The sequence below is a fragment of the Aeromonas sp. S13(2024) genome (assembly GCF_041402405.1).
Taxonomy (GTDB): domain Bacteria; phylum Pseudomonadota; class Gammaproteobacteria; order Enterobacterales; family Aeromonadaceae; genus Aeromonas; species Aeromonas veronii.
In genome coordinates this window covers 93944-114194 of sequence record NZ_JBGLRA010000013.1, presented here as the reverse complement: position 1 = coordinate 114194, position 20251 = coordinate 93944, and the positions used below count along the sequence as shown (strand labels likewise).

At 57.9% G+C, this 20251-nt stretch carries 17 protein-coding genes; 12 read left to right on the top strand and 5 right to left on the bottom strand.

All coding sequences use genetic code 11. From position 1 onward, the window contains the following. Nucleotides 1-124 precede the first annotated feature (124 nt). From ACB042_RS16515 to ACB042_RS16505, 3 genes are all read right to left on the bottom strand, one after another. Nucleotides 125-625 carry a YfbU family protein gene (locus ACB042_RS16515; protein ID WP_058057224.1) on the bottom strand — a complete coding sequence of 167 codons (501 nt, stop codon included), beginning with the start codon at nt 623-625 and terminating at the stop codon, nt 125-127. Nucleotides 626-788: 163 nt separating this feature from the next. Beyond that, a complete protein-coding gene (gene bcp / locus ACB042_RS16510; protein WP_005358255.1) occupies nt 789-1253 on the bottom strand; it encodes a thioredoxin-dependent thiol peroxidase in 465 nt (154 codons plus the stop codon). Between the two features lie 24 nt (nt 1254-1277). Then, the gene (locus ACB042_RS16505; protein WP_005349229.1) at nt 1278-1811 is read right to left on the bottom strand and encodes a glycine cleavage system protein R; all 534 of its coding nucleotides are present in this window, start codon (nt 1809-1811) and stop codon (nt 1278-1280) included. A 205-nt stretch (nt 1812-2016) separates the two neighbouring features. Between ACB042_RS16505 and dapA the strand changes: the two genes are divergently transcribed. The 3 genes from dapA (at nt 2017) to ACB042_RS16490 (ending at nt 5295) form a co-directional block, all read left to right on the top strand. Then, nucleotides 2017-2904 (top strand): 4-hydroxy-tetrahydrodipicolinate synthase, encoded by an 888-nt coding sequence (gene dapA, locus ACB042_RS16500; protein WP_005349232.1) that lies wholly within the window; start codon nt 2017-2019, stop codon nt 2902-2904. Beyond that, the gene (gene bamC, locus ACB042_RS16495; protein WP_371178741.1) at nt 2897-4024 is read left to right on the top strand and encodes an outer membrane protein assembly factor BamC; all 1128 of its coding nucleotides are present in this window, start codon (nt 2897-2899) and stop codon (nt 4022-4024) included. Before dapA ends, bamC begins: the two co-directional genes overlap by 8 nt. Nucleotides 4025-4191: 167 nt before the next feature. Beyond that, nucleotides 4192-5295, top strand: a complete 1104-nt coding sequence (locus ACB042_RS16490) for a phosphoribosylaminoimidazolesuccinocarboxamide synthase (protein ID WP_181269940.1) — start codon at nt 4192-4194, stop codon at nt 5293-5295. Nucleotides 5296-5423: 128 nt separating this feature from the next. On the opposite strand, the gene ACB042_RS16485 is transcribed toward ACB042_RS16490, so the two are convergent. Then, nucleotides 5424-6026, bottom strand: coding sequence for a short chain dehydrogenase (locus ACB042_RS16485; protein ID WP_021231956.1), 603 nt, complete (start codon nt 6024-6026; stop codon nt 5424-5426). A gap of 97 nt (nt 6027-6123) precedes the next feature. Here ACB042_RS16485 and ACB042_RS16480 point away from each other — a divergent pair, with 97 nt between their 5' ends. From ACB042_RS16480 to ACB042_RS16465, 4 genes are all read left to right on the top strand, one after another. After that, the gene (locus tag ACB042_RS16480; protein WP_371178742.1) at nt 6124-7023 is read left to right on the top strand and encodes a LysR family transcriptional regulator; all 900 of its coding nucleotides are present in this window, start codon (nt 6124-6126) and stop codon (nt 7021-7023) included. 71 nt (nt 7024-7094) lie between these two features. Continuing rightward, nucleotides 7095-7733: a DUF2057 domain-containing protein gene (locus ACB042_RS16475; RefSeq protein ID WP_371178740.1), complete on the top strand. Its 639-nt coding sequence runs from the start codon at nt 7095-7097 to the stop codon at nt 7731-7733. Nucleotides 7734-7807: 74 nt separating this feature from the next. Next, nucleotides 7808-8254: an HIT domain-containing protein gene (locus tag ACB042_RS16470; RefSeq protein WP_005358267.1), complete on the top strand. Its 447-nt coding sequence runs from the start codon at nt 7808-7810 to the stop codon at nt 8252-8254. Between the two features lie 89 nt (nt 8255-8343). Then, the gene (locus ACB042_RS16465; protein ID WP_021231953.1) at nt 8344-9042 is read left to right on the top strand and encodes a DUF3334 family protein; all 699 of its coding nucleotides are present in this window, start codon (nt 8344-8346) and stop codon (nt 9040-9042) included. A 67-nt stretch (nt 9043-9109) separates the two neighbouring features. Here the strand turns inward: ACB042_RS16465 and ACB042_RS16460 are convergent, their stop codons facing one another. After that, nucleotides 9110-10108 (bottom strand): DUF2860 family protein, encoded by a 999-nt coding sequence (locus tag ACB042_RS16460; RefSeq protein WP_371178739.1) that lies wholly within the window; start codon nt 10106-10108, stop codon nt 9110-9112. 206 nt (nt 10109-10314) lie between these two features. Here ACB042_RS16460 and arcB point away from each other — a divergent pair, with 206 nt between their 5' ends. From arcB to ACB042_RS16435, 5 genes are all read left to right on the top strand, one after another. Then, nucleotides 10315-12627 carry an aerobic respiration two-component sensor histidine kinase ArcB gene (gene arcB / locus ACB042_RS16455; protein WP_005339096.1) on the top strand — a complete coding sequence of 771 codons (2313 nt, stop codon included), beginning with the start codon at nt 10315-10317 and terminating at the stop codon, nt 12625-12627. A 51-nt stretch (nt 12628-12678) separates the two neighbouring features. After that, nucleotides 12679-14043, top strand: coding sequence for a dGTPase (gene dgt, locus ACB042_RS16450; RefSeq protein ID WP_236296099.1), 1365 nt, complete (start codon nt 12679-12681; stop codon nt 14041-14043). A 315-nt stretch (nt 14044-14358) separates the two neighbouring features. Continuing rightward, nucleotides 14359-14562: a hypothetical protein gene (locus tag ACB042_RS16445; RefSeq protein WP_005349248.1), complete on the top strand. Its 204-nt coding sequence runs from the start codon at nt 14359-14361 to the stop codon at nt 14560-14562. Between the two features lie 223 nt (nt 14563-14785). Beyond that, entirely contained in the window at nt 14786-19027 is a 4242-nt protein-coding gene (locus tag ACB042_RS16440) for an ATP-binding protein (protein ID WP_371178738.1), read from the top strand. Then, the gene (locus ACB042_RS16435) at nt 19008-20219 is read left to right on the top strand and encodes an EAL domain-containing protein (RefSeq protein ID WP_371178737.1); all 1212 of its coding nucleotides are present in this window, start codon (nt 19008-19010) and stop codon (nt 20217-20219) included. Before ACB042_RS16440 ends, ACB042_RS16435 begins: the two co-directional genes overlap by 20 nt. Nucleotides 20220-20251 lie beyond the last annotated feature (32 nt).

Here is a 20251-nt window from a genome sequence, read left to right as displayed (position 1 = left end):
GGAGCGGCCGCATCATGCGTTGAAATACAGAACCCCCGATGCGGTACATAGGGGGTTCTGAGTAGAGAAATGCTAGTTGAAAATGTGTAAACCTATTTCAGGACTAGACAGGTCGGTGTGCGGATCACGCTGCCAGTACCTTGCGGATCTCCTGGATGGAGAGCTTGTACTGACGAGGACACTGGCGCCATACAGTCAGCATCCGCTGGTACTTGTCGCGCATGGCGATGTCGCTGGAGAGCTCGTCGCACGGGCACTTGAGCTCGGGGAAGCGCTTGTCCACCTCCAGCAGGAAGCAGACGTAGTCAGCCAGTTCACGCTCCTGGCTGCGGCTGTAGCCGTTGAACTCCAGACGGCTGGCATTGATCTCGCCCTGATCGGCGGCATCCAGATTGCCCCATGAGATGGCCAGTGCGTGGTGCAGCTCCAGGGTGTCGATTACCTCCTGGCAGGTAGCCAGATCCAGATGGCCGAAGCTCTTCTCCAGCTCGAGGATCTGCAGGCAGTAGCCGCGCTCGATGATGGTGCTGGCGCGCTGGTAGATGTCCGCCTTCTCCGGGTTGAGTTTCGCCAGAATTTCGTACTGGTTGCTCAGGATCAAACGCTCAGTGTTGCTCATGTTCATGGGATATCTCGCTGGAAGATGATTCTGGGGTCACGTTAACCCATATATAAAATGAATTTTTTGATCTGGGCGGGGGAGTTGGTGAGAAAAATCCGCTGGCAAGGGGCTGCTGACCAGACAAAAAAGGCCTGCATAGCAGGCCTTTCAATGACGCAGGGGAGGATTATCCCTTGAGGAAATCCAGTACCACCTGATGGTGATCGCTGGTTTTGAACTTGTCGAAGTGGTGGGCAATCTTGCCCTCTTCGTCGATCAGGAAGCTCTGGCGGTGAATGCCGTCATACTCCTTGCCCATGAACTTCTTCGGGCCCCAGACGCCAAAGGCATCCGCGACGGCGTGGTCCTCATCGGCCAGCAGAGTGAAGTTGAGCTGGTCCCGCTCTTCGAACTTTTTCAGCCGTTTGGCCGGGTCCGGGCTGATGCCAAGCACCACCACATTGAGGGCGGCCAGCTCGGCGTTCACATCGCGCAGGCTGCAGGCCTGGGTGGTGCAGCCGGGAGTCATCGCCTTGGGGTAGAAATAGACCAGCACCTTCTTGCCGCGCAGGCCAGCGAGGCTGACCTGATTGCCATTCTGGTCGGGCAGGGAGAAATCGGGGGCGGGGCTGCCAGCTTGTAGTGGTTGCATGGGGTCTCCTCGGGTAAAACGCCCTCAGGCGTGTTTGCGATTGACGATAAACTCGAACGATTCGGCACCCAGTTGGCGACAGAATTCGGCGAAGGCGGTTTGCGAACCTTCTACTTCACCCTCTCTGGCCAGATTGAGCTGAAAACTGATCTTCAGCAGGTTGAACGGCTGCTGCTCCAGGGTCATGGATTGCATCGCCTGGATATTCCAGCCATGTTCGCTGAAGAACTGGGTGCACTGGCTTACGATGCCGGGCTCGTCGCGGATCAACAGGTCGGCACTGGCGCGGACGTCATACTGCAGGGACTGGTGGCGCTCGGTGCGTTTCATCATGGTGATGAGATCCCACTCCTGGCTACGCAGGGGCAGGCTGATTTCGAGTTGCATCATGCTGTTCCAGTCGCCCGAGAGCAGCATGATAAAGGTAAATTCATTGCCGAAGATGCCAAGGCGGCTGTCCACAATGTTGCAACCACAGCCACTGACGTGGCGGGTCACTTCATTGACGATGCCAGGCCTGTCCGTGCCGATGGCCGTTACGACCAGGTAGTGAGTCATAAATCTTCTCTCGTCCGTTATTTCGTTGCGAAAGCCGCGCTGGCAAGCCAACCCTCCGGCCCTGATGACCACTCCCTGAGGGACGCTGCCGACTTTCGTCCATTACTTTTTGTTCCGGATGGTATCACGGCTTGCCCCCTCTCTCCCTTGTTTTTCAAAGGGGTCAGCTTTACCATTACGCCCCTGAAAATCGGGAGAAAAGTCCATGTTACGCGGTAGTATTGTTGCGCTCGTTACCCCCATGCTGGCTTCAGGTGAAGTCGATTGGGCCAGTCTGGCCAAGCTGGTCGACTATCATGTCAGCGCCGGGACCAGCGCCATTGTTGCGGTGGGTACCACTGGGGAATCGGTGACCCTGAGCGAGCAGGAGCATATCGCCGTCGTTGAAAAGACCGTTGAGTATGCCGCTGGACGCATTCCCGTCATCGCCGGTTGCGGCTCCAACAATACCGCCCATGCCATTGAATTGGCAAAGCGACTGGCCAAAACCGGCGTGGTGGCGGGTCTCTCGGTGACTCCTTACTACAACAAGCCCACTCAGGAAGGTCTCTATCGCCACTATTGTGCGATCGCCGAGGCTAGTGGTCTGCCCCAAATTCTTTATAATGTGCCCGGTCGCACCTGTTGCGATCTCAAACCGGAGACCGTGGCCCGTCTGGCCAAGGTTCCCGGCATTATCGGTTTGAAAGAGGCAACCGGCGATTTGAGCCGCACCCCGCTGCTGCGCGAGCTGTGCGGGCCGGAGTTTGCTCTCTACAGTGGCGACGATGCCACTGGTTGTGATTTTATGCTGCAAGGTGGCGATGGCGTGATTTCGGTCACCACCAATATTGCAGCGGCCCAGATGGCCGACATGTGTCGTGCTGCGCTGGCCGGTGATGCCGGGCAGGCGCATGACATCAACAATCTCTTGATGCCGTTGCACAAGACTCTGTTCTGCGAACCGAGCCCCACCCCGGTGAAATGGGCCTGTGCCCAACTGGGGTTGATTGCAACAGCCACCTTGCGCCTGCCGCTGGTTGACCTCACCCCCGAGGGCGAACAGCTGATGGCGCGAGCACTGACCACAGCGGAGTTGATGGCGAGTGTTTAAATCTAATGGAAAGGGAAATAGAGCCCGTCTGGTGCTGAGCGTTGCGACTGTGGCCGTATTGGCCGGTTGCAGCACCCCCCAGGATCGCAAAATGGCCAACCGCGACTTCGGTTATGAAGATGCCCGCCTCGAGGGCCGCGCGTTCTTGATCCCCGCAGGATTGAGTGCCCCCACCTTCAACAGCCAGTACGATATCCCGCCGCTTCCCGAGAGCAGCCGTGAAGGTGCCCTCGGCGCCCAGGTCGATGTGCGCCCACCCGCTCAACTGCTGACCGTGGTACCGGGCAGTCAGGTGGTGCAGACCGCAACCGAACCGACCGTTGCCTTCTATGCCCTGAGCACCAGCCAGAGCGTGGAGCGCGATACCTGGTCGTTCCTGATGAACTTCCTGGCCAAATACAAGGTCACCACCGAGAAGCTGGATCAGCAGGATGGCGTATTGCAGACCGGCTGGTTTGACAACACGGTCGCTCTCGATGGCTGGGGTGAAGATGACGAAGACTTCAAAATCCGTCAGCGTTACCAGTTCACCGTGCGCAACGATGCCCAGCGCCACGCCGTCAACATGTCGGTCCGGGTACTGGATCACGAAGAGACCATCGACGGCGAGACCAGCAACAAGCTGACCCCTGCCGATGCCCAGCGCTATGCCGCGCGAGTGCTGAACCAGTTCTCTCTCTATTACGACAGCCAGCTGAAAGCCCGCGAGCAGCACAAGTCCAACGATGGCATGGGTCTGCAACTGGGTCTGGACAACAACGAGCTGAGCGCCTGGATTGCCGAAGGCTCCTTTGATCAGGTGTGGCGTCGCCTCAATCAGGTACTGCCCGCTTACGGTTTCGCCATCAAGGATACCCAGCAGTCACTGGGCTGGATCGACGCCGAGTACGAAGAGCCGGGTGCCGAGTTCTGGAAGGCGAAAGGGAGCGAGCCGTTCAAACTGGAGGAGGAGAAATACCGCTTCCAGCTTGGCGAAATGGCGGGAGGCAAGACCTCCATCACCCTGTTCGACAAGGACAAGAAGCCGGTATCGTCCGGGGTTATCTCCCAGATGTATATCAGCCTGTCCGAGGCGTTCGCCAAAGGGCTGGCCGATCAGGCAGCAGCAAAAGCAGAATAAATACAGGGGCCTTGTGCCCCTGTTTTGTTATCTGAATCCCCCTGAAAACGCGGGGATTCCGAGCGGTTTTCGATGATGCGAGCCCCCTTGCCAGCCCGTTGCAAACAGAGCGCGCAGGTGAGTAACTCGCGATGTTTACCCCCCACAAACAGGAAGTGTTATTAGCCATGAGTCTTGCAGATCAAGTATTGGCGGTGAATGACGATTTGCCGATCCGTACCGATAAACCTGTCCATTCCGGCAAAGTGCGCAGCGTCTACTGGTTGACCCCCGAAGACAGTGCCCGGCTCATAAAAGAGAAAGGCTATGATGTGCCGGCCGATGCGCCCCTCGCCCTCATGGTGATCAGCGATCGCATCTCGGCCTTCGATTGCATCTGGCAAGGTGTGGATGGCCTGAACGGCGTACCGGGCAAAGGGGCTGCGCTCAATGCCATCTCCAGCCACTGGTTCAAGCTGTTCAAGGAGAAGGGACTGGCCGACAGCCACATTCTGGATATTCCGCACCCCTTCGTCTGGATCGTGCAAAAAGCCCGTCCGGTGATGATCGAGGCGATTGCCCGCCAGTACATCACCGGCTCCATGTGGCGTGCCTACAAGGATGGCGAGCGCGAGTTCTGCGGCATCACCCTGCCGGAAGGGCTCAAAAAGGATCAAAAGCTGCCGGAAATCCTCATCACCCCGTCTACCAAGGGCGTGCTGACAGGGCTGGATGGCGTGCCGGAAGCCGATGACGTCAACGTCTCCCGTGCCGATATCGAGCGCCACTATAAAGGCTTCAACTTCAGCAAACCGGCCGACATCGACCGCTACGAAGTGCTGCTCAAAGAGGGCTTCAACGTCATCAGCGACGCGCTGGCCGGGCTGGATCAGATCTTCGTCGATACCAAGTTCGAGTTTGGTTACGTCCACGATGCCGCCGGCAACGAGAAGCTGATCTACATGGATGAAGTGGGCACCCCTGACAGCTCCCGTATCTGGGATGGCGCGGCCCTGCGCGACGGTCAGATTGTCGAGAAGTCCAAAGAGGGTTTCCGTCAGTGGCTGCTCAACCACTTCCCAGATCCGGACATCCTGCTCAACAAGAACCGTATGCCGGAACGTTTTGCCCTGGCCCGCGACAACAAGTTGCCTACCGAAGTGATGATGGATATCTCCAACACCTATGTCGGGATCGCCGAGAAGATCATCGGCCACAAGCTGGCGCGTTCTGCCAATCCCAAGCAGGAGATCATCGAGGTGCTGCGCGATCAGTACGGTCTGATCGACTAAGGGTTGCTCTCTTTTTTTGTCGCCCAGAAACAAACGTTTGCTGGTGGCGAAAGATTGAGGCAAATAAACAGACGGGCCCCGCTATGGGGCCCGTTTTTATTGCTGGTCTGGCGGCAAGCGAGCGGCGATCAGCCGTTGACCCTGAACACCTGACCTGTCTGGATGCCCAGCACCGACTTCTTGTAAGCCTGCGCCACCTTGGCGGCGGGCACCGGCACGAACCCCGGGAAGAAGTCGGCGTATTTGTCCATCGACTCCGCCAGCACGGTAGGGCTCACCACGTTGATGCGCAGGCCCCTTGGCAGCTCGCAGGCGGCCGCTTTCACAAAGTGATCGATGGCGCCGTTGACTGTGCTGGCGCTCACGCCCCAGTTTATCGGCTCCTCGCTCAGAATACCGCTGATCAAAGTGATGGAACCCTTGTCAGTCAGATAGGGAATGGCGGCTCGGGTCAGGTTGATCTGGCCCATCAGCTTGCTCTCCAGTCCCACCTGCCACTGCTCGTCGGTCATCTCGGTCAGGCCGTTGAAGGCCACGCTGCCGCTGGCCACCACCAGCGCATCAAACTGGCCTACTTGGGCAAACAGCGCTTTGATGGAGGCGGGATCGCGCATGTCGACCGTGGCATCGCCACGACTGTGGCCGACCCGGATCACCTGATGATCTTTGGCAAGCAGTTCACTGACCGCGGAGCCGACGGTGCCGGAGGCACCCACAATCACAATTTTCATCTGCATCACTCCTGGTTGGGATGTGTTGATTCTAGCGCAACAGAAAATGCGAAAAAGCGCGTACAATAAACCAATTGTTTCCATATTGGAGCTAATGATGGATATCGCCCATCTGGCCAGCTTTTATGAGGTGGTGCTGCGCGGCAGTTTCTCGGCCGCTGCCGATACGCTGGGAGTGAGCAAGGGGATGCTGAGCCGCCACGTCAGCGCGCTGGAGGCCTCCCTCAATGCGCAACTGTTGCAGCGCACCACCCGCCGCCTCAGCCTGACCGAGGCGGGCAAGACCCTCTACCAGCAGGCGGGGGAGATCTTCGCGCTGGCGCGGCAAGCGGAGCAGGATATTCAGGCGCTGACCGAAGAGGATGGCGGACGGCTGCGCTTTACCTGCCCGGTCAGTACCGGCGATCGCATGGTGAGCGAGCTGCTGGCCAGCTTTGCCGCGCTCTGTCCGGGAGTGGAGGTGGAACTCAATTTCACCAACCAGATGGTCGACATGAGTCAGGGGGAGAACGACATCGCCCTGCGCGCCATGAACGAGGTGCCGGACAATCTGGTGGCCCTGCCGCTCGGTCGGCTCAAGGATGTGGTGGTGGCGAGCCCCGCACTAGTGGCGCGAGAGGGGCGTCCTGCCACTCCCTATGAGCTGAGCGGGCGCAGCTGTCTGTTGCAGGGGCACAATCCGGCCTGGGAGCAGTGGCACTTTATCCGTGAGGGGGAAGAGGCCCACATTCTGGTGCAGGGCAAGGTGCGAGCCAACCACTACAGCACCGTGCTGCAATTGGCGCGCGCCGGTATGGGCTATGCCAAGTGCCCGCTGATGCTGGTGGAGTCGCTGCTGACGGCAGGAGAGCTGGTGACCGTGCTAGATGAGTGGCAGAGCGGGCTGCATCAGCTTCATGTGCTGCATGCCCAGCAGCGGCGGGTGCCACGCAAGATCCGGCTGTTCAAGCAGGTGCTGGCCCAGTGGTTTGCCGAGCGCCCCCACTACCTGCTCTGAGCGGCGTTATTTTTCTGTCATCTTCGACTGCTACCCTGCGCCCATCATCGGCATCAGGAAGATCTGCGGGAATGAAGAGTAATAGAGGGTTGACCGGTTTTGTGCTGCTCTGTGCAGTGTTGGGGGCAGGCAGTGTACAGGCCATGGTGGAAGTGAAGGTGCCGGAGAATTTCCGCATCCTCGCGGTGAGCAACGGCACCTTGCAGGATGAGCAGCATGCCACCCTGGCGGATGGCGAACAGCAACTGCTGGTGCGCTTCGAGGGGGTGATCCCCAGCCGCAGCAGCAGCGAGAATGATCGGCAGATACGCTCCGAGCCGCAGGTGGTGCGCTATCAGGGCAGCAATCAGCATTTGCAGCTGACGGCCAGCGTACCGGGGGACGAGCGGGGGATGCAGGCCTATGCCAAGGCTCCTGTGGTGGCGTTGCAGGAGAATGGCCGCGCGCTTGCCATCCAGCAGGATGCGCTGGTGACCAGCGGCATGCTGCTTGGGGTGGATTGGAACGGCAAACTGGCTGAATACAACCGCAGCGGCGGCAAGGCGGCGCTGACGGCCGTCGCTGTGACTACACAACCAACGGCTACGCTCTCCGGGGCGCAACCCGTTGTGGCCGCCAGCGAGCTGGAAGGGCAGTTGCAGCAGCTGTTCCTCCAGGCCGATCCGGCCCTGCGCAAGCGCTTTATCGGTTGGGCCGTCCCACAGCTTTAAGTTTTCCGCCCGTTGCAGTAACGTGGACACTCCTTTTTTCAGGCGCTCTGTTCATCGTACTCAACGAGGTTTTCATGTTTGAATTGCATTCACGCCTGCAGGCAGATACCCGGTGGCTCGGGGATCTGCCCCTCTGCCGTGTCTTGCTGGCCAAAGACAGCCAGTATCCCTGGCTGATCCTGGTACCGCGAGTAGCCAACCTGCGGGAAATTCACCATCTGGCGCCGGAGCAGCAGCAACAGCTGATGCAAGAGTCCTGCGCCGTCGCCGCCCTGATGGAGCAGGCCCTCAGCCCGGACAAGATCAACATCGGAGCGCTGGGCAATCTGGTGCCGCAACTCCACCTTCACCATGTCGCCCGCTTTGCGACGGATCGCGCCTGGCCAGGCCCCATCTGGGGTGCTCATCCGGTCGTGCCTTACGAGCCACAAGTTTTGGCCCAGCAGGCCGATATATGGCGTGCCCGGCTCGCCAAGCTGAGCGGTTTCACCCCTGTGGCTGCTGATAACGGAGTCAACTGAGAGGCGTGTCGCTATTTCAGTCTCCGGGCCGCGCCATCTGTTAGAGTTATGGTATAGATAAGCCCATTTTCGATGTTCAGGAAGGTCCCATGATAGTGACAAGATCCGATGACGATGCCGTATTGACCACAGAGGATGTGCTGCTCAGCCTGTGCAACTCGGTGACGGACGTTTTGAGTGCCGCGACCATGAGTCAGGTGCGGTTTTCCGGCATGGTGCAGCGGATCAGCAAGACCTGCCTCAAGCCGGATATCGGCTGCTTCGTGCTGTTCGATGGCGGTTTTTCCGGTCTGGTGGTGATCAACTTCTCCGCCGCCGCCGCTATGGAGCTGTACGAGAGCTACATGCTGAGCATGGGGCTCTCCAAGGAGGATCTCGCCATCTCCCACACCTCTGACGAGGTGAGCAACGTGATGGGCGAGCTGATGAACCAGATCGTCGGCAGCTTTACCGTCAAGGTGGGCCGGGATCTGCAGACCCACATCACCCAGAACCAGCCGAAGATGCTGGCGCTCAACAAGCAGGTGATGCTGAGCGTCGATACCAATCTCGACAGCCCGGAGTCCCGCCGCGTTACCTTCTTCACCGCCCGCAACAACATCTTCTATCTGGAGCTGGCGATGGACAAAACCGAGTTCATTCGCATCCACAATGAGGGGATGGAGCATGAAGAGCTGGATCCCGATGCGCTGATCGCCCAGGCCAAGCAGGATGCCGCCAAGCCGGTTCAGGCTGCGGCCCCGGTCGCCAACGATCACGACGATCTGCTCGACTCTCTGGGTATTTGAGTCAAACGCTGGATAGCAACAAGGCCACCTTCGGGTGGCCTTGTTGTATACGTGCGCACAACAGTTGTTAGAAGTTGTAGAGCAGGCCGGTGTTGAACATTACGGATTCAGAATCGTAGAAGTTGATGTCGGAATCGGACTTGGCATAGCCAGCAGTAAAGGTTGCGGAGAGCGGCGCGATACCGAACAGGCGGTGCCAGAAGAAGGTACCGGTCAGGGCAAACTCGTCGGAGTCGGCGCTTTGGCCAAAGATCGGGTTGGCCTCATCATATTTGGTCTGGCCCAGATAGGCGTTGCTGACGAAAGACCACTGGGAAGCGCGCATGCCGTAGGTCAACTGCAGGCCGTTGCTCTTGTAGCTTTGGGCGCTGCCATCCAGATCGGCTTGGCGGTAAATAAAGGCTGGCTCCAGCATCTGACCGGGTGCCAGTTGCCATTTGTAGGAGAGGTCGAGAGCGTGGATCTTGCCGTTGCGATCCAGCTTGGTCGCATAGTTTGTCTGGTTATCCTTATCGTATTGCTGGCCGCTGCGCTCCTCATCCACCTCGATGTTGCGGGTGGTCAGGCTGCCATTGAAGTTGCTACCCCAGATGCTGTCCCAGGCGAAGCGAACCCCTTTTGACTTGATATCGGTCGACTGGCGATCAACGCCTACGGCGAAGGGATCGCTCCACTGCTCGGTCGGCATGGCATTAAAGACTACGGAGCCAGCTACGATGCCCTTGTCGCTCATCTCCTGACGGATACCGAGCTGCTGGGTGAAGTCGAAACGGATGGCATCCTGGATCAGGTTACCGAGGAAGACCTGGGTGCGGGTATCGGCAAAGGTGTAGCGGATATCGGCGTTGAGCAGCGGGGCAACGGCGGAGCTGCTCTCGGCACTGCCCAGTCCGCTCAGGCGGCGGTTTTCATCATCACCACTATAAAAATTTGATTCGTAATTGATGACACTGACCCCGCCAAGCAGGAAACCGGACCAGCCAGACTCCTTGGGAATTTCACCCAAATCAGCATAAGCACTATTTGCGACCAGCAGGCCCAGGCCCAGCAAGGTGGTGTTGCGCATCGGATAACTCCTAAATTAAATGGTGGTGAATTTTTTCGGCCGGTGAGTATAAAGAAAAAACCTTAATGGCAACTGACTCAATATTGCCAATTATCCTAACCCACTCATTTCATTCGGCGAATCGTTAATTAATTGTGCGAGATTAAGAAGAGTTCACTCGGTTGTGCTGGTATTCTGTACCGCGAATATCGGGGGAAAACAATAAGATGAAACAGATTAAATCCTGGGCGCAATATTATGTCGATCTGATGACCAAGCTGGGACTGGTGCGCTTTAGCATGTTCCTGGCGGCGGGCATTATCGTGCTGGCGGTCGCCATCCAGATGGGGGTGACCCTGTTCCTGCGCGGCAATATCGATGTGATCGACTTCGTTCGCTCGGTCTTTTTTGGCCTGCTGGTGACCCCCTGGGCGGTCTATTTTCTCTCCATCGTGGTGGATCAGCTGGAGGATTCCCGTCAGCGACTGAGCCGGATGGTGCGCAAGCTGCAAGATATGCGCGAGCGGGATCTGGAGCTCAATACCCAGCTGCAGGAGAACATCAGCCGCCTCAATGCCCAGATTGCCGAGACCAACCGGGCCGAGAGCCTGCGTCTGCAGGCCATCGAGGATCTCGAGAACGAGGTGTTCCAGCGAGAGAAAGCCCAGCTTCATCTGGGGGAGCGTACTGCCCTGCTGCGCTCCTTTATCGACTGCTCCCCCGATCTGGTCTACTACCGCAACGAGGATGAGCAGTTTTCCGGTTGTAACCGCGCCATGGAGGAGCTGACCGGCAAGGTGGAGGCCGAGCTGATCGGTCTGACCCCGTTCGATGTCTACAAGCAGGAGATCGCCAACAAGGTGGTGGAGACCGACAAGCAGGTCTTTGCCAGCAACGAGCCGCTCACCTACGAGCAGTGGCTAGAGTATCCCGATGGCCGCAAGGCTTACTTCGAGCTGCGCAAGGTGCCCTTCTTCGACCGCTTCGGCAAGCGACTCGGCCTGCTTGGTTTTGGCCGCGACATCACCGAGCGCAAGCAGTATCAGGACAAGCTTGAGAAGGCGAGTCGCGACAAGACGACCTTTATCTCCACCATCAGCCACGAGTTGCGCACCCCGCTCAACGGCATCGTGGGCTTAAGCCGGATGCTGATGGATACCCCCCTCGATCCCAAGCAGCATCAGCAGCTCAAGACCATTCACCTGAGTGCGGTGACCCTTGGCAATATCTTCAACGACATCATCGACTTGGACAAACTGGATCGCCGTCGTCTCGAAATTGCACCGACCCGTATCGACCTGCCTGCCTTCCTCGACGAGCTGGAGACCCTGTCGCGCATTCAGGCGGAGCAGAAGGGGCTCTATCTCCATTTCGATCGGGATGGTGACATGCCGCAATTTGTGATGGCTGACGGTACCCGCCTGCGTCAGGTGCTGTGGAATCTGGTGGGCAACGCGGTCAAGTTTACCGATGAGGGGGGCGTCACCGTGCGTTGTCTCTCCCATCCCGCCGATGAGCCGGGCAAGCTGGCCCTGCACTTTGAGGTGGAGGATACCGGTATCGGCATCCCGCGCGCCCAGCAGGAGAAGATCTTCGCCATGTACTATCAGGTGCAGGGCAAGAAACACGCCACCGGCACCGGCATTGGCCTCGCGGTCTCCCGTCAGCTGGTGCAGGCGATGGGCGGGCAGCTCTATGTGGACAGCGATCCGGGCGAAGGCTCCTGCTTCACCGCCGAGCTGGAGGTAGCTTGCGCCGAGCCAGTGTTGCCAGAGCAGGAGGAGGAGATGCCTTCCCTTGATATCCTGCTGGTGGAGGATGTGGAGCTTAACGTGACGGTGGCCTGCGCCCTGCTGGGCAAGCTGGGTCATCAGGTGCAGGTGGCACGGGACGGCACCCAGGCGTTGGCGATGGCCAATCCGGATGATTTCGACCTCATTTTGCTCGATATCCAGCTGCCGGACATGACCGGCTTCGATGTGGCGAAAACCCTGCTGGAGCGTTATGGCGACAGCCTGCCACCCATGGTGGCGCTCACCGCCAACTCCACCGGCGATCGCCAGTACTACCGAGATCACGGCATGCAGGATGTGATCAACAAGCCGCTTGGCTCCAAAGCGGTGCGGGAGGTGATTGGTCACCTGTTTGCCGATCTGGCCGAGGATGAAGCGGACGAGCAGGCTGATGCGGGCAATCAGGATGCCCTGCTGGATATCCCCTTCCTCACCGATTACGCCGATACCGTGGGTAAGCCGGTGCTGCTCTCCAGCGTCGATCTGTTCGAGAAGATGATGCCGGACTACATGGCAGTGCTCGACTCCAACATGATTGCCAAGGATCAAGCTGGGGTGGTGGAAGAGGCACACAAGATAAAAGGGGCGGCAGGCTCCATTGGCCTGCGCCGATTGCAGCAGACGGCACAGCTGATCCAGAGCCCGGATCATCCCGCCTGGTGGGAAAACGTGGAAGACTGGATTGAGACGCTGCGCCGGGAATATCCGGGCGATATTGCCCGTCTGCGGCGCTGGTTGCTGTCTTGAGGCTGGAGGTTGTCTTGAGTCTGATGGAAGTTGCTGGCAAGGAGCTGCGAGATGTATAGCCGTTTGATTACCCCCGTGCGCATCCACCCCTGGGGGGACGAGGAGCTGCTGGAGGCGACCGAGCAGGATCGCGCCCGTATCGTGCAGGCCGCGCCGGTGCGCCGGTTGCAGCAGAAGACCCAGGTCTTTCCGCTCGATGTGAAGGCCTCGGTGCGCAGTCGCCTTACCCACTCGCTGGAGGTGCAGGAGACCGGTCGCCAGATCAGCCGTCGTATTCTGGCCGCCTTGCCTGCCGGGATGGTCTGTGAAGGGGCCTTTATCAATCTGGTGGAGATGTCCTGCCTGCTTCATGACGTGGGCAACCCGCCGTTTGGCCACTTTGGCGAGCAGGTGATGAGCCAGTGGCTCGGCGAGATGCTCGATCTCCTCTATCAGCAGGCGCTGGCGCAGCCCCCCTCGGCCCAGTGGGCGGAATTGCGTCAGGACCTGCAACTGTTTGATGGCAACGCCCAGAGTCTGCGGCTGGTGCACAGCTTGCACGAGCTCAACCTGACGCTCGGACAACTGGCGGCGCTCTGCAAATACCCGCAGCAGCCGCAACCCGGGGTGAGCTATGGCCAGCATCATGGCTGGAGCAGCAAACGAGGCATCTTCTTTAGCGAGCAGCCGCTCTACAGTGCCCTCGGCCAGAGTCTGGGATTGGCCCCCGGCTGTCGCCATCCGCTGGTCTACATCATGGAGGCGGCCGATGACATCTCTTACTGCATCGCCGATCTGGAAGATGCGGTAGATCGGAGGATCCTGACTCAGGGTGAACTGCTGGCGGCACTGCGGGCCGCTGACCAGAGTGACTACATGGGCACCTTGCTGGATGAGGCGCTTGCCAGTGGTCGGGGCTTTTTCCCCCATTTTCGCCAGCAACTGACCCGGGATCTGGTGGCGTTGGCGGCGCAGAGCTATGTCAGCGAACATCAGGCCATTTTGCAGGGATCCTATCCGCAAGCGCTGCTGCATGGCCAGGCGCCGGCGGCGCGGGTGCTCGATATCCTCAAGCGGGTGGCCCGTGAGCTGGTCTTTATGCGCCCCGAGGTGGAAGCGCTTGAGCTGGAGGGGTATGCGGCGCTGCGCGGGGTGCTGACCAGTTATGCCTGTCTGTTGGCGCTGCCAGCGCCACAGTTTGCTCGTCTGCTGGCCGGGGAGGGGAGTCAGACGCTTTTCTTTGCGCGCCGCCTCTATCACCGCCTCTCGGCCCGCCATCTCAAGGCCTATCGATTGGCGATCGCCACCCCGGATCCGCGTTTTGCCTGCCAGAACGAGCAGGAGTGGTATTACCGGGTGCGGCTGCTGCTCGATTATGTCAGCGGCATGACGGATACCTATGTACTGGAAGAGTACCGGCTACTCTCGGGGATCTGATGCCCCAAGATCCCTGTCGGGCAGCATAAAATGCCGTAAAAACGTTTAAAAAGGAGTCGCAAGAGGCTTGTTTTAAATTCGGATATTTTTTAGACTTCTGCAACCTGTTCAACTTTTACCCGGTAAGGAGACGAAAATGCAACATCTGATGCTCAATATTGCATTCTCTCGCGGCACTGCGTGCGGCGTGAAATCTCGTGCTCTTTTACCGCGTGGCGTAAACAGGTAACCCCTGTCTTTTTATCACCCGCGGTTCGTCCCGCAGGGTGATATCCACTTTCTCCGGGAGAACCGCATGTTCAACTGGAGAATGTCATGTCTATCGAACTGGTTTTACTGCGCAGTGTTGAATCCCTGGTCCAGAGAAGGATTGCCCGAGTCGAGCGTCGTCTCGTGCAGGTCAATCTGTCGCCCGCCCTGCTCAGGGATATCGGGCTGGAAGGATATCAGGGTCAAATCGCCCTCGTTCGCGAGCGGGAGTATCAAACCGGCTTCCGCCTCGGGAATCGAATAACCTGATCGCGAAGGGGAGAATAAGATCCCCCTCGCTAGTGAAATGGCAGGCTGAATGCCTGCCATTTTTCCATCTTATGGTTGATTCCAAGTTCACATGTTGGTGACTCAGTATTATCCTCTCCGCCCTCTTTGTAACAGCTGCGATTGTTTTCTCGCCTTGCGTCGTCAGGATCTGCAAGATTAGAGGTGGCAGCCCTATCTGTTTTACTCATCAGGACAAGACCTTATGCCACTCCTTCGTCAGCTTTTTCTTCCCATTTTGCTGTTGTTTTCAGGCATGTTGGCTGTTGCGGCTCCCCAGCCGCAAGATGAGAGCACAAGTAACGAAATCTCTGCACAAAAGGAGCTGCTGGTCGGGGTTCCCCGTGGTGGTTATCCCCCTTTCATCTATCAACTCCCCAACCAGCGTTATGCCGGTCCGCTCAAGGAGTTGGCCTCGCGCATTGCAGCCGAAATGAGCGTGTCCCTGCGCTATATCTCCTACAACTCCTACGTAGATGCCCAGATTGCTCTCCAAGGCGGCCAGATCGATGCATTAATCGGGGTTGAACGTAATGCTCTTGAATTGAAGGGGATAAACCATATTGGCAGTATCGGTTCTTATGCTCGCTCCATTTTAATGCATACCCCGGATCAGCGATTGACCCTGGAGCAGGCGCGCAAGTTACGCTGGGTCTGTATTCGCGGGTTTGGCAGTTGTAATGAATTGGCTCGTTTGGGGATCTCTGATGTAACTGAGCTGGAGAGCCGCACTGAGGCGACCTATATGGTCAAGCTGGGCGCTGTCGATGCATATCTTGATTTGGAACCCATTGTTTCCCTCAAGATGGAGAGAATGCCTGCATCAATGGGGGTTGTCGCTCCTGGGTGGCTTTCTGGCAGCACGCTGACGATAGCGACCAGCTCCCGCCAGCCAGAGCTGAGCGAGAAGCTTTGGCAGGCATATCAACGGATACCCGTTGCAGACTCACGATTACGGTTGCATCAGAAAAATGAACGCGCCAACGCAGGTCTGTTGCTGGAACCAGATGAGGCTAGTTGGCTGAAGCAGAGAAACAAGGTCATCAAGTTCGCCGTTGCCCCCGGATTTGCCGGCATCAGCGAAATTGATGACGAAGGTGAATTGCATGGCTATACGGCAGACCTGATGAAGTTGTTGAGTCTGCGCTCCGGGATCCGCTTTGAGCTGGTGTCGACAAATACCTGGCAGGAGTCACTTAAACTGCTGAAAGAGCACAAAGTGGACCTTATTCCCTTGATGACACCGCTCAAGGATCGTCAGTCCTTTGCCTCTTTTACCTCCTCCTATCTGAAGTTCGACAGCTATGTTGTAGCCAGACACGGTGCTCGCCCGCTGAAGTCGTTGGTCGAGCTGAAAGGGCGTCTGATTGGTGGTGTGACGGGTTCTTACGAAGCCTCTCTCATTCACGCGCTGGGCGCCAATATTATCGAAGTAGGCAAAGATGCCGATTTACTGACCTTGCTTGACACTGGGCGAGTCGAATATGTGCTGTTGACCATGACCAATCTGGGACAGCAGGCGATGAAGGGTTTCAATGATAAGTATCAGGTAGTGCTGAGCTCTCCCGAATTTTCCGTACCTATCAGTATGGCCGTCGACAATGCTCAGCCCGAGTTGCTCCGCATCATGGACAAGTTGCTGCTGACCATCACGGATGAGGAGTGGCAGCTGCTGGAGCGACGCTGGCTCAATGTGTCGGTCAATATCGAGTCTGATTACACCCTGATTTACAAGTGGTTGGCTATAGGGGGGGGCGCCTTGCTCGTCAGCGGTTTGCTGGTGATGCTCTGGGCTCGCAGTTTGCGTCGCCAGATTGCGCAGCGGAAAATCGCAGAGGACAAGCTGAACGAACAGTTGCTGTTTGTGCAGACCTTGCTCAACTCACTGCCAACCATGGTGGCGCTACGTGATAGCGAGCAGCGGATCACCTTGTGCAATCAGGCCTATCGCGATGCTTTCCTCGGTGCTGGCAGTAGCAGTGAGGAGCTGCAAAACATGCCAGAGACACTCAGAAACAGTGTGTTGGAAGAAGAGCGCCGGGTGTGGCAGACCGGACAGGATCTGGAGGGGGCAGGGAGCAACCTGCGAGCAGATGGCACGCCCTGCCATGTTATCTATGCCAAACGTCCTTATCGCGATCCCGATGGCAATATGCTGGGGGTGTTGACAGTACTGACCGATGTCAGCCGGATCAAAGAGGCGGAGGAGCGCGCCCGTCAGGCTGAAAATCGCCTTACCCAGATTACCGACAGCATGCCTGGGGTGGTCTATCAGTATTTGTGGCAAGGACCCGGCAAGGGGCGGTTTTTGTATGCTTCTCAGGGGGCCAGCGAGATCCTCGGGGCTTCCCGGCAGGATCTGTTCAATGCCGAATCGGGTGGTGAGGTGTTCGGCTTTACCGAAGAGGCGCTGCAGGATTTTGTCAGCAAGGTGGCCAATCATGCCGAGACTCTGGCGCCCCTCGATCTGGAGGTCAAGGTAGAGCGACCTGATGGAGATCGCTATCTGCAAGTGCGTGGCAACTTTGTCAGACAGGAGCAGCAGGCACTGATCCTTAACGGGGTGATTCAGGACATCACTGCCCTCAAGCAACAGGAATATGAGCTGCGCGAAGCTCGCGCCTATGCCGAGCAGGCGATGCAGGCTCGCAGCCGCTTTTTGGCAACCATGAGCCATGAGCTGCGCACTCCCATTTCAGGCATGCATGGCATGCTCGAATTGCTGCAAATGAGCGAGCTCAACGACGACCAGCGTTTTATGGTGCGCAATGTGGTCACCTCGACCAATAACCTGCTCTATCTGGTCAATGACATCCTCGATTTTTCCAAGATAGAAGCGGGTCAGTTGCAGTTGAATTACCAGAGCAGCCGGTTGCAAACGGTGATCTGCGATGCCATTCGTGGCCACGCGGCACTGGCTCATAACAAGGGGCTCAACGTGGTGCTTGAGTGGGAGCATCATGTGCCGGATTGGGCCGACATCGATGGGGTGCGTATCGGTCAGGTCATCTCCAACCTGCTCAATAATGCGGTGAAGTTTACCGAACAAGGGGGGATTACTATCCAGGTCAGCTACCTGAGCGAGCAACTGACCATCAGTGTCAGTGACACCGGTATCGGGATCGCCGAAGAGAAGCAGGCGCTGCTGTTCACGCCTTTTGAGCAGGTGGAGTCAGATATCAACCGTCGTTTTGGTGGCACCGGCTTGGGGTTGGCAATCTGTGAGCAGCTGGTATGCAAAATGGGGGGGGCACTGACACTGACCAGCAAGGCAGGGGAGGGCTCCAGCTTCCGCTTTACCGTGCCGCTAACCAATCCGCAGTGGGATCCCCCTGCTTTGGCTGACACAGAATGGTGGTTTTTCTGCGATGACACCAATCTCGAAGCGGCCATGGTACGGCAGGGGGCCAAGCTCAGGTACTTGGGGGCCAGTGAGCTCAGTCGCTCACTGGAAGGGTTGCTGTTGGCCGATCAACGGTGGCTTGAGCAAGCGCTTGGGGGGGAATGGCAAAGCTGGCTGCAACACTCTGCGCTGAAGGGGATCATAGCGTCACCCGATGAGGCGTTACGGGGGCGGATTGGTGAACAAAAATGGTGGCGCCTGGGTCTATCTCCTCTCTATCCTGATCTTCTGCTGGAGAGCTGCCACGAATTGCTACAGGAGCGGGTCACACCAATCCTCCCTGCGCTTGCAGAGAAGCTGGGTGGCAAAGTACTGGTGGCCGATGATCATCCGGTCAATCGTGCCTTGCTGGCACGGCAGTTAGCCATTCTTGGTATCGAGGCTCAGGTCGTGGAAGATGGCGAGAAGGCTCTGCGGGCCTGGCAGGGACAGCAATTCTCCCTGCTGCTGACTGATTGCCATATGCCGGTGATGGATGGTTATGCCCTGACCAAGGCGCTGCGGGCTGCGGGAGTGACGGCCCCCATCATAGGGGTAACGGCAGATACGTCGGAAGAGGCGAGTGCTCGTATGGTAGAGGCAGGCATGAGTGACATGTTACTGAAGCCCTACCCGCTGGATATCTTGCGCCAGATGCTGGCCCATTGGCTGGCAGAGAGGACGCCAACCAGAAGCGCGGTTGCGCCCGTTGTTGGGGCTACAGGCATGCAGGCTGAGCGCTGGTTGGCGCTATTTGGTGACGAGCTGACCGCGCGAGCCATGGCGGTGGAGTATCTCGATTCCAACCGGCAGGATGGCGAGGCCATGATGGCAGCGCTGATTTGTCATGATGCCAGCGCCTTGGTAGAGACCGCCCACCGGATCAAGGGGGCTGCCAGAATGGTCGGGTTGGAGGGGCTTGCCAGCCAGGCTGCCATGCTGGAATCGACTGCGCGATTGAAGCGGCTCGACGAGCTCGACGATCTGGTCAGCACAGTGCAGAGGTTGATGACGGCGATTGCCCACGACATTGGATTATGGCTCGATGAAAAAAGCACAACATGAGTTGGTCATCATGGTCGTGGAAGACCATGGATTTCAGCGCAAGGCGCTGCTGCACCAGATCCGCAGCCTGGGTTACCCGAATCTGCTGGAAGCGGTTGATGGTGTCGAGGCGTTGGCGCTTAGCCAGCAACACAACGTCGATATCCTGTTTTGCGATCTGCGAATGCCCGGAATGGATGGCATGGCGCTGTTGCGCCGCCTGTCGCTGGGTGGTTTTCAGGGCGGCATTATCCTCTCCAGCGCGCTTGAGGGGGATGTGGTCGAAGCCGTATTGCGTATGAGTACCGCTTATGGCTTGCAGGTGCTCGGTCGCCTAGAGAAACCCTCAACGCCGCAGCAGCTCCAGCGGCTTATCCAGGCTTGGTCACCCCGGCAGGAACCAGTCAGAGAAGAAGAGGGGCACAGAATAGGACTCGATGAGTTGCGTCGGGCGATCGAGCAAGATCAACTGCTGCCCTGGTATCAGCCCAAGGTGAGTTTTGCATCCGGCGAGTGGGTCGGGATGGAGGCGTTGGCCCGCTGGCAACACCCCGAGTTTGGCCTGATCCCTCCCGGGCGTTTTATTTCACTGGCGGAGCACAACGGGCTTATCGATCCGTTGACCGAGGTGATCATCAGCAAATCTCTGAGTGATGGCCATTTATGGGAGGAAACCGGGTTGTCACTCAATCTGTCGATGAACCTCTCCACCACCTCACTCATTGAAGGGGAGCTTTGCAACTTATTGATTGATCAGTGCAAGCGCTGGAGTATCAATCCTGAGCTCATCACCCTCGAGGTGACCGAGAGCGCATTCGTGCAGGATCTGGGCAAGTCTCTGGAGGTGCTGACCCGGCTAAGGATGCATGGTTTTGGCCTCTCCATCGATGATTTTGGTACCGGCTACTCCTCGATGCAGCAGCTGGCACTGTTGCCGTTCACCGAACTCAAGCTGGATCGCTCTTTCGTCGATCGCTGCCATGCCGATCCGTCACGTTTGGCTATCATCGAGTCCAGTATCGAGTTGGCCCGCAAGCTGGGGCTGAAGTCGGTGGCGGAAGGGGTAGAGGATGAGGCGACCTGGCGAGTGCTGGCCCAACTCGGTTGCGACCTCTGTCAGGGATTTTTCTCTGCCCGCCCGATGCCGCGCAGTGAATTGGCTAATTGGCACCGGACTTGGCAAGATAGATTGCCTACACTGATATCTATCTGATTCTGTTGGCTGGATCCCTCCGTTTGAACAAG